We start from the raw sequence: 13030 nt of genomic DNA on the forward strand, positions 1-13030 counted from the left end.
ATGGGCGGCCGGGTGGCGGAGGTCATCGGGCCGTCGCCTCCGTGCCTTCCTTGACGACCTCGTCCAGGGCGGCCAGCAGACCGCGCATGTCCCGGTCGGTCAGCCTGCCCATGGCGGCCAGCCGGAAGCCGCCCGCGTCGGCGGCCTGGGTGGCGTAGATGACGTATCCCCTCTCCTTGAGGCCGTCGTGCAGCCGGTCGTAGGTCATGCCTTCGGGGAGGAAGGCGTTGGTGAGGGAGTTCGCGCGGTGCTCGGGGGCGAGGAGCAGCTCGATGCCCCGCTCGGCGAGGCCCCGGCGCAGGGTCCCGGACCGTGCCGCGTACCGGGCGGCGCGGGCCTCGGTCGTCTCCTCGACCGCCAGGTCCAGGGCGGTGTCGAACGCCCGGAGTACCTGGATGGCGGGCGTGAACTGTGGTGCACCTGCGATGACTTGGGCGTCGTAGTGGGCCCGGAGGCTGAGCGAGAAGGTACGGGCGTCCCGCGGGTCCAGGGCTTCGAAGCGGCCGGCGGGCGCCGTGACGAAGCTGATTCCCGGCAGCCCTTCGAGGCATTTGTTCGCGGTGCCGACGCACCAGTCGATGTGATCGCGGACCACGTCGAGTTCCTCCGCCCCGAGGCTGCTGATGGCGTCGACCAGCAGCTGGCGGCCGTGGGCGTGGACCAGCCGGCCGATCGCGCGCAGCGGGTTGAGCATGCCGGTGCTGGTCTCGTGGTGGACGACGCCGACGTGGGTGATGCCGGGATCCGCGCGGAGCAGCCGCTCGACCTCGGGGAGGTCGACGGGCTCGGCCCAGCCGAACTCCAGCCGGGTGGCGGGGATGCCGTGCGCCTCGGCGATCTTGTGGAGCCGTTCGCCGTAGTGCCCGTTGTCGAGGACCAGCAGCCGGCCGGACGGCGGGACGACCGAGGAGACGGCCGCTTCCAGTGCGGCCGTGCCGGAACCCGTCAGCAGGACGGTGGCCTGGGTGTCGTCGCCGCGGCTGAGCCGGTTGACCTTCGCTGCGACCGAGGCGAACAGCGCCCGGGTCTCCGGCTCTCGGTGGCATTCGTCGGGCGAGCCGAGCGCGGCGCGCACGGCGGGATGGACGTTCACGGGGCCGGGGTTGAGCAGCACGGTCCGGCCGGGCCGGGGCCGGGAGGCCTGGATCAGCGTGTACGGCAGCTCCTTCGGCCAGTCCTCCAGGGGGGCGAAGAGGTGTCCGAGGCCGGGCGCGGTGCGGTCGCCCCGGGTGATGAGGCACTGGGCGCCGCGCCGGGCGTGCGCGGCCAGTGCGCCGACCTTGCCGCCCATCGCCCCGGTGGCGTCCTTCGCGCCGGCCGGCCACAGCAGGGGCGCCACGGCCTCCAGGTCGTCGGCGTCGAGGCGCGGCAGGACGGGGCTGTCGGGCCCGGGGCCGGTGAGGATGCCGGGCACGTCGGTCAGGGCGACGATCCGGACGGGGCCGTCGTACGCGCCCTGCCCGTCGGGACCGCCCTGCCCGGCGTGGTCGCCCTGCCCCTCGGGTCCGTCGAGCAGCAGGGCCGGAACCTCGTCGCTGCTGACGATGCGCAGCGAACCGTCGGCGGTGAGGACGCAGTCGCTGGACAGGACCGGGAGCGCGCCTTCGGCAAGGAGCTTGCGGACGGTGTCGGCGGTGGCGGCGAGGGAGCCGTCGGGGCGCTCCGAGAGCATCGCGGTGACCTGCAACGGGACGGCTCGTACGCCCAGTTCGCGCAGGGCGCTCGTCCAGGCCCAGCGCATGGTGAAGGCCGGTTCGGTCAGCGCGAGCGCGGACCAGGGGTCGCGCGCCGGGTCGACCGTCACTCCGACGGCGTGGCACAGCGCCCCGCCGCCGGTGATCAGGACGACCCGGCCGGGGTGTCCGGCGGCCAGGTCCCGCACCTGCGCGGCGTAGTCGGCGATGGCGGACAGGTCCGTACCGCCCGGGCCCCGCTTGTCGGAGATCAGGCTGCCGCCGATCTTCAGCACGAGCAGTCCGGGGGCGCTCATGACGCCGTCCCGGTGCCCAGCATGATGGTGGAGTGGCCGCTCTCCTCACGGCGGCCCGTGTGGAAGAGCCGCGCCAGGAAGCCGAGGGACCAGCGGGCGCGCTGGCCGTCGAGCGTGCCGAACTCGTCGAGGTAGTCGAGGTTTTCGGGCCGCAGCCGGTCGAGCACGGCGGCGGGCACCGCGTCCGGGTGCAGGAGGTCCACGAAGTGGAGGGTGTAGTAGACGATCTCCCCGGCGTCGTACTGGGCGACGCGGGCGAGGAACAGGATCCAGTCGTCCTGCGTCATGGGGGTGACGACCAGGGCGACGTCGAGGAACTTGCTGAGCTGGAGGTCGATGCTCTCCTCGATGAAGAAGAGGCTGGTGGCCTCCTTGTGCAGGTGGACGCAGAGGTCCAGGAGCCGGTCCTGCGGTTCCTGCACCCAGCTGTCGACGCCGCACACCACCCGCGGGACGGCGCGCGCCAGCAGTTCGGCCGCGGGAGCCGAACGGCCGGACTTCTTCTGGAAGATGTCGTGGGTCAGATCGACGTCGAACTCGTGGACCTCCAGGCGGCCGCCGGGCTTGCGGTAGGGCAGCTGCTGGCTGAGGTTGATCCGCCAGAACATCTGCGTCTCACGGCTGTACGGTTCGATCCGGTCCCCGTCGGCGGCAAGGGTGCCCTGGAGGTAGCCGAGGTGCTCCAGCGCCTCGCGCGCCCGCGCCGCGTCGGCCCGGTCCAGGAGCAGGTCCAGGTCGGTCATGCGGCGCAGCGCCGGGTCGCCGTACTCCCCCTCGGCCAGCGGGAAGCCCTTGCGCACGGCGTACGGGATGCCCCGGTCTCCGAACGCGCGGAATATCTGGGCGAATTCGTCGGCGAGGGCGTGGTTGCGCTGGCGGTTGCCGAGGTAGGCGCTGGTGAAGACCCAGGCGTACGGGAACGATCCGGGGGTCTTCCGGTCGAGCCGGTGCCGCTGCACGTGCCGGCCGACGAGCGGCAGGAGTTTGTGCCGGGCCGCGGCGTCGACGAAGGCGCCCCAGTCCAGGTCGGGCCGGGCGGCGAGGTCCCGGACCTCCGCGAGGCGTTCGGCGGTCAGCTCCGGGCGGGCCAGCGCGAGCAGGAGCTGTGCGTGGCCCGGCAGCGTGGCCGCCTCCGTGGCGGGGGTGAGGTCGGGGGTGACGTCGGGATCGGCGGTGCTCATCGTTGGCCCTTCCGGTGGGAGGTGTCCTGCAGGGAGCTGTGGTCGACCTTGCCGTTGGCGGTGAGCGGCAGCCGGTCCAGCCGTGACCAGCGGCCGGGCACGAGCGCGGGCGGCAGGGTGGCGCTCAGGAAGCACTTGAGTTCGGCCCGGGAGGGCTCGTCGGTGCCCGGCGAGGGCACGTAGTGGGCGGCCAGCTCGCCGTCGGTCACGGTGACGGCACACTGGTCCAGGCCCGGGTGGCGGCCCAGCGCGATCTCGATCTCGTCGAGCTCCATCCGGACGCCGGCCACCTTCACCTGCCGGTCCCCGCGCCCGAGGTAGTGGACGGCGCCGTCCTCGACGCGGGCCAGGTCGCCCGTGCGGTAGAGGCGTCCCGTCGGCGAGTGCGGGTCCAGGCAGTCGGTGAAGAACGCCGATGCCGTCGTGACGGCGTCGTTGACGTAGCCCCGGCCGACCGGGAGACCGCCGACGAACAGGTCGCCGGCCTCACCGGGCCCGGCCGCCCTCCAGGATCCGTCGACGGCGTCCGCGACCAGGACGTACAGGACCGCGTTGGCGACGGGGACCCCGACGGGCAGCCGCGGCCGGGTGAGGTCGGCCTCGGTGACCGTGTGGTGGGTGACGTCGTCCGAGCACTCGGTGGGCCCGTACGCGTTGAACAGCCCGACGCCCGGCAGGGCGGACATGATCCGCGCGGCCACGGTGGGCTTCAGCTCCTCGCCCGTGGAGACCAGCGCGCGGAGCCGGGGCAGGGTGCCCGCGCCCTCGCGTTCGGCCTGCGCGGCGAGCCAGCCGGCCATGGTCGGGACCAGCTCGACCACGGTGGCGCCGCTCCGCCCCAGGGCTCCGGAGAGCCGGCGCGGGTACGCCAGGTCCGGGTCCGCGACCACGGCGACCGCGGCCCCCACCAGGAGCGGGGCGAGCATCTGCCAGAGGGAGATGTCGAAGGCGAGCGGCGCGGTGAAGGCGAGGACGTCGTCCGGGCCGAGGCCGAGGCCGTCGATCTTCGCCCAGAGGTGGTTGAGCATGCCGCGGCGCTCGACGACGGCGCCCTTGGGGGCTCCCGTGGTGCCGGAGGTGAAGATGACGTACGCCGGGTCGTCGGGCGCGACGGCCGCCGCGGCCCTGCTCGGGTCCGTAGGCGTGTCCGTGGCCGTTTCCGTACGAGCGTCCGTACGAGCGTCCGTACGTGTGTCCGTGCCGGGATCCGTACGGCCGGAGGCGGCCGGGCCGCTGCTCAGGGCCGGGACGCCCGCCTCCTCGGCTCCCGCCGAGGCGGCGGAGACGTCCGCGCCGGGGCAGCGCAGCAGGCAGGCGGCGTCCCCGCGGCGCAGGACGTCGGCGACGCGCCGGGCCGGCCAGCCCGGCTCGACGGGCAGGTACACCGCGCCGATGGACTCGGTCGCGAGGAAGGCCGCCAGGACGTCGGCGCCCCGGGCGCCGACGACCCCGACCACGTCCCCGCGCCGGATTCCCCGGCCGTCGAGCAGCGCGGCCAGGGTGGTCGCGCGCTCCAGGAGCCCGGCGTACCCGACGGCCCGCTCACCGTCGAGGACCGCCGTACGGCCGGGCTCCTCGCGGGCGAACCGGGTCACGGCCGCGTACACGGTCCGTCCCCCGGGCACGGGCCGCGGATTGCGCAGCGCCAGCACGGCGGCGCGCTCGGCCTCGGCGGCCGGCAGGCGGAGCGTGCCGAGGACGGGACCGGCGAAGGCCGGAGCGCCGGGAAGGGCTGCGGCTTCTGCGGTCATACGAGGAGCTCCTTGGTCCGGGGGCCGTCGGCCAGCCCTGTGAAGTGACGCGCCACCCAGGCGTCGTCGTAGATCGTGTCGAGGTAGCGCTCCCCCAGATCGGGGGCGATCGCCACGGCGGTCAGCCCCCCGTCCGGGTCCTCCTTCTCGAGCCACTCCACGGCCGCGCTGATCACCGTCCCGGAGGAGCCTCCGAGCAGCAGCCCGTGCGCCGCCAGGCGGCGGCACATGCGGACCGTGTCGGACTCGGTGACGCGGACGACCTGGTCCACCAGGGCGGCGTCGACCAGCGGCATGGGCTCGCCGGCCCCGAGCCCCGGAATGTGGCGCGGGGCGGGCGATCCGCCGAAGTTGACCGATCCGTACGCGTCCACCGCGATGATCCGCACGGCGGGCAGGTGGTCCCGGAAGTACCGGGCGCAGCCGGTGAGGGTGCCACCGGTGCCCACCCCGACGAAGAGGACGTCGATGTCGGCGAACTCCTTGGCGATGGCCGGCCCGGTGAGGTCGTAGTGGGCGAGCCAACTGGCGCTGTTCTCGTACTGGTTGAGCCATAGGTAGCGCGGGTCGGCGGCGCAGAGCCCACGGACTCTGGCCTTCCTCATGGCGAGCCGGCCCGCCGATCCCTCCTCGACGACCTCCACGCCCGCGCCGAGCGCCCGCATCAGCCGTACCGCGGCCGGATTGCACTTCGCGTCGGTCACGCAGTGGAAGCGCACGCCGCGGGCCGCGGCGACGATCGCCAGGGAGACGCCGAGGTTGCCGGAGGAGGACTCGACGAGCACGGTGTCGGGGCGGATCAGTCCCGCCCGCTCGGCCTCGTCCACCATCCGGGCCGCGACCCGGATCTTGACGGAGCCGCCGAAGTTGAAACCCTCGCACTTGATGCGGAGGTTGGCGCCGAGCAGCTCCGTCAGATCGACGTAGACGTCCGTGTCGAGCAGTTCATGGGCGCCGGTGACGACTGGCACGGCAGCTGCCCCTCTCGGTACGCGGGTGCCGGGACCGTGCGCCCGAGCCGGGCCTCGACTCAGGCACTGAGCTTGCGCCATTCCGCGAGGCGCTGCAGTTCGAAGAGGTCCCCGACCGAGGCGATGGACTCCTCGATGCCGGTCGTGTCCCCGTCCCGGTAGATCGCCCGGTAGGCCTCGCGCAGGGAGGAGACGGACGCGCGCAGGCCCTGGTTGGCGTAGATGACCACGGAGACGCCGGCCGCGCGGACGTCCTCGATGTGCCAGTCGGGGTAGGTGGTCGGCACGATCACCACCGGGACGCGGGCGTCCCAGCCGTCGAGGAACTCCAGGATCTGGTCCCTGGACTTCTCCTTGGAGTGCACGAGCACGGCGTCGGCACCGGCGTCGGCGTAGACGCGGCAGCGCTCCAGGGCCTGGTCCACGCCGAGTCCGCTGATGAGGGCCTCGGTGCGGGCGATGACGTAGAAGTCGGTGGTCCGCTGCGCGGCCTTGGCCGTGGTGATCTTCGAGGCGAAGGCCTCGGTGCTGAGCAGGGCCTGGCCGTTGCCGACGAAGCTGTTCATCTTGGGGAAGAGCTTGTCCTCGATGCAGACCGCGGTGATGCCGGCGCCCTCGAACTCGTGGACCATGTGCGCCACGTTGAGGTTGTCGCCGTAGCCGGTGTCGCAGTCGGCCACGACCGGGATGGTCAGTGCCTTCTGCATGCTGGCGGCGGCTTCGAGGTACTCGGTCATGGTCAGGATGCTCGCGTCGGGCAGGCACCTGGAGGCCGACACCTCGAAGCTGGAGGACCACACGGCCTGGAAGCCCGCCTCCTGGGCGAGGGCTCCGCTCAGGGCGTGGTGGGCTCCGGCGACGCGGACCACGCTGGATTCGGCCATGACGGAGCGGAAGGACTGCGGGGTGGCTCGCAACACGTGCGGACTCCTCTGGGATGCGGAAGGAACACCGGCGCCGGAAGGGCGCCCGGTGGGCGGGGAAGTGCCCGGTGGGCGGAAGGCCGCCCGGTGGGCGGAAAGGTGCCCGTGGAAGGGCGGTACGCGGTAGGGCGGTACGCGGTGGAGCGGTGCCCCGCAGTGGCGCGGGGTGGGACCGGGCCGGGCGGACCCGGGCCGGTCAGTCGCGGTGCGCGTCGAGCGCGCGGTGGTCGATCTCGCCCTTGCGGGTCAGCGGCATCGCCGTCAGCCGGACCCAGGGCCGGGCGACCAGGTGGCCGCCGGGCAGTCCGGCGAGAGCGGTGCTCTCGTCCGGCGGGCTCTGCTGCCCGTCGGGGGTGTAGAAGGCCGTGAGCCGGGGGGCGGACGGGGCGTTCCCGTTCTCCTCCACGGCCGGCCGCGGGATCACGGCGGCCCGGCGGACGCCCGGGAGCCGCTCCATGGCCAGTTCCAGGTCCTCCGGCGCCACCTCGTGCCCGTCGGTGAGGATCCGCCGGTCCACTCGGCCGTGGTGGTACACCGTGCCCTCCCGCAGCGAGGCGAGGTCACCGGTACGGAAGGCCAGCCCGGTCGGGGAGGCTCCGTCGGAGGTGTCGCGCAGGAAGCAGCGCGCCGTGGCGGCCGGGTCGTCGAGGTAGCCCGGCCCCACCGGTACGCCGCGGACGAAGAGCTCGCCCTGCTCTCCGGGCTCGGCGTGCCGCCAGGTGCCGTCCGGACCGGGGAGCAGGACGCTGATCACGGCGTTGGCGATGGGGCGCCCGCGCGGCAGCCGGTCCGCCCCGGCCATGTCCCCTTCCCGCACCACGTGGTGCAGGACGTCGTCGGAGCACTCGACCGGCCCGTTGGCGTAGATCAGCCGTGCCCGCGGCAGCACGGACCGGGTGCGCGCGGCGAGCGCCGGCGCCAGTTCACCGCCGGTGCCGATGATCCAGCGCAGTGCCGCGCACGGCCGCTCGGCGCCGCGCCGCTCCAGTTCGCCCAGCAGCCAGCGCAGGGTCTCCGGCACCAGCTCGACGACCGTGGTCCGGGAGCGATCGAGGGCTCCCGCCAGCCGGCGGGGGAAGCCCGTGTCGGCCTCGGTCAGCACGACCACCGTGGCACCGGCGAGCAGCGGGGCCAGCATCTGCCACAGGGCGGTGTCGAAGACCACGGGAGCGCTGAAGGCCACCCGGTCGTCCTCGTGCAGTTCCAGGTCGGCGGCCTTGGCCCAGAGGTGGTTCATCATGCCGGCGTGGGCGGTGACGGCTCCTTCCGTGCCGCCCGCGAACTCGGCGGTGTAGAGGGCGTACCGCGGCTCGTCGGCGGGCACGGAGGTACGGGGCTCCGCGCGCCGCGGGGCTGCGCCGTCCGTTGCGGTGCCGTCCGTTGCGGCGCCGTCCGTTGCGGTGCCGTCCGTTGCGGCGCCGTCCGTTGCGGCGCCGTCCGTTGCGGCGCCGTCCGTTGCGGCGCCGTCCGCTCCGGTGCCGTCCGTCCCGGTGCCGTCCGCTCCCGCGCCGTCCGTTCCGTACGGGCCCGTCGGCGGGGTCAGTTCGTGGTGGGTGAGTCCGGCGGCGCCGAAGGCCGAGGGGTCCGGCCAGGTGCCGTGCGTGAGGACGCGGGTGGCGCCCGTCCGTGCGGCGACCTCCGCGATGCGCCCGGGGCTCCACGTGGCGTCGAGGGGGACGTAGAGCGCGCCGATGCGTTCGAGGGCCAGGAAGGCCACCAGGGTGCCGGGGCCGCGGCCGCCGGCGACCAGGACGCGTTCGCCGGGCGCGCAGCCCGAGCTCCGCAGGGCCGCCGCCGCGCCGTCCGCCCAAGCGTCCAACTCGGCGTAGGTGAGGGTCGTGTCCCCTTGGACGACGGCCGGGCGGTCCGGGTCGGCGCCGGCCCGGCGGCGTACGTGGGAACCCACCGTGGCGGTCAGGTCGAGGGCGCGGCTCCGTAAGAGCGAGCGGTCGGGTCCGGTGATCCGGAGTTCGGCGAGAACCGCCGCCGGCGCGGTGGCCGTCCCGCCCGCGGCCGGCGGGGCTGCGCTCTGGGCGGATGTCACCGGAGGGACTCCAGTGCCTTGCGCAGGGAGCCCGGCGTGGCGAAGGTCTCCGGGCTGAGCAGTTCCTCGGGGAACTCGATGCCGTAGTGGTCCTCGATGGCCGTGATCATCTCGACCACCGCCAGGGAATCGACGCCGACTTCTGCCAGGGCGACGTCGTCGGTCAGTTCCTCGCCGGGCGGCAGGTCACGGCAGTACCGGCGCAGAAAGCCCATCAGGTCCTGCGGATCGATCAGCACTTTCAACCTCCTATTGGTCTAGACGACACCTTGCTGGTCTAGACAATTTCGTCTTTCCTTGCCCTGTCGGCCGCCTGCGCCAAAGCACCGACCGCGCCCTCGTGGAGATCCGTCGCGTGCAACATCGCCAGCACGTCCGCGCGCAGCTCTTCGACCCGCTCGATCCCTTCCGGCGGGCCACCGGAGAACGTCCGGGTGAACAACCGGCTTTCACTGAACCTGAACCGCAGGGTGGAGACGGTGATGTCACCGGCCGGCTCGAACTTTCCGAGTCGCACCACCCCGGTCGAGCCGCCCGGGCTGTTCACGGCCTCCACCCCGTCCCCGCTCTGCAGGTCGACGTGGAGCTGGAGGTAGTCGGCGCCCTCCCCGGCCAGCGCCCCGCCGTACTCGGGCACGGCGCAGGCCAGCTCGGGAACGCTCAGCCCGGCCCGCCGCAGCCCGTTGAAGACATCGGCGTGCACCCGCCGCACCAGATCGGCGAAGCGCTGGTCAGGGTCGATGCGGCAGGGGATCGGCCGGTCCAGGACGAAGTTGCCCGCCATGGCCCGTGCCGTGTCGCCCCGGCGCGTGGAAACGGGCGTGTGCAGCAGGAAGGCGGTCCTGCCCGATCGCCGCCATACCGCGACGGCGAGCAACGCGGCCACGACGGAGAACGCGGTGGCCCGCAGGTCCTCCACCAGGACGCGCAGCACGGCATGAGCACCACCGCCGGGCGTCTCCCGGTCGACCTGCGATCTGACATATCCCGAACGGTCGGCCGAGCGCGGCATAAAGGAATCGATCGGTGGACATCCGCTCAATGCCGATCGCCAGTGCCTCAGTTCCGCCGCCCGCGCCTGATCGGTTATTTCGCGAGACTTCCAGAATTCGGCGAGCGGCACAAGGGGAGTCAGTTCACCACCGGCCAGCAAGGAATTCAAATCATCCTTCAGAATGGCTGCGGACTGCCCATCGCATACGAGGTGGGCGAACATTCCCAGCAGGTACCGAGGGGTATCACCGTCCGCCTCCAACAGCTCGAACCGGGCACGTTCGGGATCCAGCGGGACATTGTGGAGTTCATTTCTCCGGCGCACGAAGGAGTCGAGCGGATCCTCCGCCCCCGTCGCCACCCGGACGAGCCCGGGGGACGCCTGCCGAACCGCCTGCACTCCCGACCAGGACCCGACGGACGTGCTGCGCAGGAGCTCATGACGGCTGCTCAGCCGATCGACGGCCGCCGCCACCTCGGCCGCGCCCACACCGGCGGCGACAGGGGTCCCCATGCTCACATTGTGGAATATCCCCGGCCCGAAGAGGCCTTCCAAAAAGAGCATGCTGGACTGCTCGGCAGCCAACGGGAACATTTTCTCCACCCTTCCCCCACCTCCTCCGTCAGAGCCCGTGACTCCACCCGGACGGACCGGTCGGTATCGCCCTTGCCCTGCCCGTTCGGCGTCCTCTAGCCTTCGGGAGCACTTGACAACGATTGTTCGCCGCTCCGCCCCGTGGATGCAATGATGCAAACATGGTCAGGAAGTGAACGGCCTAAAGGAGACAGTTCCAGATGCACGGGGGAGTTCATATGGAGCCCACTCACACAGAAGAACAGGAAACGGACGAACTGGCCCGATCCGTTTACCTGCACTGCCTAGTCAGCGGCCTTTACGATCCGGAGGGGCTACGACGCGACCTGGGACTGACGGCCGCCCAGATGGACCGGGCCCTGCAGAGCCTGCTGCGCCTGCGCCTGCTGCGTGCGGACAGCGACCACGGCTGGCTGCTCCTGCCCGCGTCTCCGCAGAGCGCGGCCTCCGACCTCATGGACCCCTGGCAGCAGGAGATCGACGAGCGCCGGCGCCGCATGATCGACGTCAGCGACCGGCTGCGGGACTTCGCCGCGACCTACGCCGACTACCTGCACGGCCACATGCCCGTCGGATCCAGCATCCCCGTCGACACGGCCGAGGACCTGTCGACCCGCCTGAAGGAGGCCATCGGGCGGTGCCGGAGCGAACTGCTCATCATGCGCCCGGTCGACCAGTCGGCCGCCGAAGCCGGTGACGTGGCACCGGACGTCGAGTCGGCGGCCCTCGAAGGACTCGACCCGGCCGTGGAGGTGCGGGTGCTCACCCAGCACACCGTCAAGTCGAGCCCCGCGGCCCGCGCCCTGCTCCAGCCCCTCCACGGCAGCAGGGTGACGATCCGCACCGCGGCCACGCTGCCCGCCCGGCTCCTGGTCTTCGACCGGGAATCCGCCCTTCTGCACCACTCCCCCGAGTCGGCGACCCAGGCCACCCTCGTCACCGACACCCGGATCGTGGGCTTCCTCTCGGCTCTGCACGAGAAGGTGTGGCAGAGCAGCACGGAGTTCCATCCCGGCCGGACGGGCACGGCCCGCCTCGACGCCAGCGACGTCCAGACCTCGATCCTGGAGCTCCTGACCGCGGGCCACTCGGACGACGCGGTGGCCCGGATGCTGAGCATCTCCGTACGCACCTGCCGGCGCCACGTGGCCGACCTGCTGAGCCAACTCGGCTGCAGCACGCGCTTCGAGGCCGGCGCCGAGGCGGTCCGCCGCGGTCTCGTCGCCCGCTCCTGACGCACCGTGCCGCGCTCTGCCCTGCCTGCGCTGCCCTGCCCTGCCCGCACCGCACCGTCCCGCACAGTCCCGCACCCGCCCCGGAGAGAGGGAACAGCCGTGACCCTGACCACCGACGCCGTCGACGAAGCGGCGGCGCCACCGCTGTGGACCAAGAACTTCCGGCTGTACTTCACCGCCCGCCTGGTCTCGCTCCTCGGTGACGCCATGCTGCCGGTGGCGCTGATGTACGGCGTCGTCCAACTCGGCTACGGGGCCTCCGGCGTGGGCTTCGTCCTGGCCGCGCAGATGCTGCCGTTCGCCGTGCTCATCCTGTTCGGCGGGGTGCTCGCCGACCGGTTCACCCCCCGCCGCATGATGATCGGCGCCGACGCCGCGCGCTGCTGCCTCCAGATGGCGGCGGCGACCGCGTTCGGCACCGGGCACGCCCCGCTCTGGCTCCTGCTCCTCCTCGCGGCGGGAAGCGGGACCGCCTCCGCCGCGTTCCAGCCGGGTGTCGCCAGCATGGTCCCCCAGGTGGCGAAGGACCTGCAGCGGGCCAACGCCACCATCCGCGTCGCCGAGGCCATCGCCTCGATGGCCGGGCCGACCGTCGCCGCCGTGCTGGTCGCGCTGTTCGGCGTGGCCCTGGTGCTCGCCGTCGACGCGGCGACCTTCGCCGTGAGCGGCGTCTGTCTCCTGCTGCTGCGGCTCGCTCCCGCGCCGGCCCCGGACCGCAAGACGTCGACCTGGCGCAACCTCCTCGAAGGCTGGCACGAGTTCCGCTCCCGGACCTGGCTGTGGGTGGTCATCCTGGCCTGGGCCGTCAACGGCATCACGACCTTCGGCCCGCTGCGTCCCCTCACCACGCTCCTGGTGGCGGACGAGCACGGGGCCACCGGACTCGGCCTGGTCTGGACGGCGTTCGGGGCGGGCAACGTCCTGGGCGGCCTGGTCGGCATGCGCTTCCGCCCGAAGCGGCCGCTGGCCGCCGGGGCGGTCGCGATGTTCGCCTGGGTCGTCCTCCCCCTGTCCAACGCCCTGGGGCTGCCGCTGTGGTCGACGTGCGCGTGCTTCGTCGTGGGCGGCGCCGCCTGGGCGTTCTGGAGCGTCATGTGGGCCACGAGCGTCCAGTCCCAGGTCCCCGCCACGGTGCTGAACCGGGTCTACGCCTACGACGTCGCCGGGTCGCTCATCGCCTTCCCCGTCGGCCAGGCGCTGGCCGGCCCGGTCGCCGACCTCATCGGCGCGCGCACGCTGCTCTACGTGTCCACCCTGGTCGCGGTCGTGACTTTCGCGGTACTGCTCTCGGTCCCGGCGGTCCGCTCCCTGCGGCGGGCGGAACCGCCCGCGTGACCGGGGAGCCGG

General features: G+C 72.8%; 10 protein-coding genes. 2 read left to right on the top strand and 8 right to left on the bottom strand.

All coding sequences use genetic code 11. The features are described 5' to 3' along the window. Nucleotides 1–22: 22 nt before the first annotated feature. From ACIA8F_RS24845 to ACIA8F_RS24880, 8 genes are all read right to left on the bottom strand, one after another. On the bottom strand, nt 23–1990 hold the full coding sequence (locus ACIA8F_RS24845; protein WP_399381917.1) for an aminotransferase class V-fold PLP-dependent enzyme: 1968 nt from the start codon (nt 1988–1990) through the stop codon (nt 23–25). Beyond that, nucleotides 1987–3171, bottom strand: a complete 1185-nt coding sequence (locus ACIA8F_RS24850) for a nucleotidyltransferase family protein (RefSeq protein ID WP_399381919.1) — start codon at nt 3169–3171, stop codon at nt 1987–1989. Before ACIA8F_RS24850 ends, ACIA8F_RS24845 begins: the two co-directional genes overlap by 4 nt. Continuing rightward, on the bottom strand, nt 3168–4922 hold the full coding sequence (locus ACIA8F_RS24855) for an amino acid adenylation domain-containing protein (RefSeq protein ID WP_399381921.1): 1755 nt from the start codon (nt 4920–4922) through the stop codon (nt 3168–3170). Before ACIA8F_RS24855 ends, ACIA8F_RS24850 begins: the two co-directional genes overlap by 4 nt. Beyond that, nucleotides 4919–5893, bottom strand: coding sequence for a 2,3-diaminopropionate biosynthesis protein SbnA (gene sbnA / locus ACIA8F_RS24860; protein ID WP_399381923.1), 975 nt, complete (start codon nt 5891–5893; stop codon nt 4919–4921). Before sbnA ends, ACIA8F_RS24855 begins: the two co-directional genes overlap by 4 nt. A gap of 59 nt (nt 5894–5952) precedes the next feature. Then, a complete protein-coding gene (locus ACIA8F_RS24865) occupies nt 5953–6813 on the bottom strand; it encodes an isocitrate lyase/phosphoenolpyruvate mutase family protein (RefSeq protein WP_399381925.1) in 861 nt (286 codons plus the stop codon). A gap of 199 nt (nt 6814–7012) precedes the next feature. Then, on the bottom strand, nt 7013–8860 hold the full coding sequence (locus ACIA8F_RS24870; RefSeq protein WP_399381927.1) for an AMP-binding protein: 1848 nt from the start codon (nt 8858–8860) through the stop codon (nt 7013–7015). Continuing rightward, nucleotides 8857–9099, bottom strand: coding sequence for a phosphopantetheine-binding protein (locus ACIA8F_RS24875; RefSeq protein WP_399381929.1), 243 nt, complete (start codon nt 9097–9099; stop codon nt 8857–8859). Before ACIA8F_RS24875 ends, ACIA8F_RS24870 begins: the two co-directional genes overlap by 4 nt. Before the next feature lie 38 nt (nt 9100–9137). Next, on the bottom strand, nt 9138–10448 hold the full coding sequence (locus ACIA8F_RS24880) for a condensation domain-containing protein (protein WP_399382049.1): 1311 nt from the start codon (nt 10446–10448) through the stop codon (nt 9138–9140). 218 nt (nt 10449–10666) lie between these two features. Between ACIA8F_RS24880 and ACIA8F_RS24885 the strand changes: the two genes are divergently transcribed. Both ACIA8F_RS24885 and ACIA8F_RS24890 read left to right on the top strand, forming a co-directional pair. Continuing rightward, nucleotides 10667–11683 (top strand): response regulator transcription factor, encoded by a 1017-nt coding sequence (locus tag ACIA8F_RS24885; RefSeq protein ID WP_399381930.1) that lies wholly within the window; start codon nt 10667–10669, stop codon nt 11681–11683. Nucleotides 11684–11782: 99 nt separating this feature from the next. After that, nucleotides 11783–13018, top strand: coding sequence for an MFS transporter (locus ACIA8F_RS24890; protein ID WP_399381932.1), 1236 nt, complete (start codon nt 11783–11785; stop codon nt 13016–13018). Nucleotides 13019–13030 lie beyond the last annotated feature (12 nt).

This window comes from Streptomyces sp. NPDC051563, assembly GCF_044454225.1.
Lineage (GTDB): Bacteria > Actinomycetota > Actinomycetes > Streptomycetales > Streptomycetaceae > Streptomyces.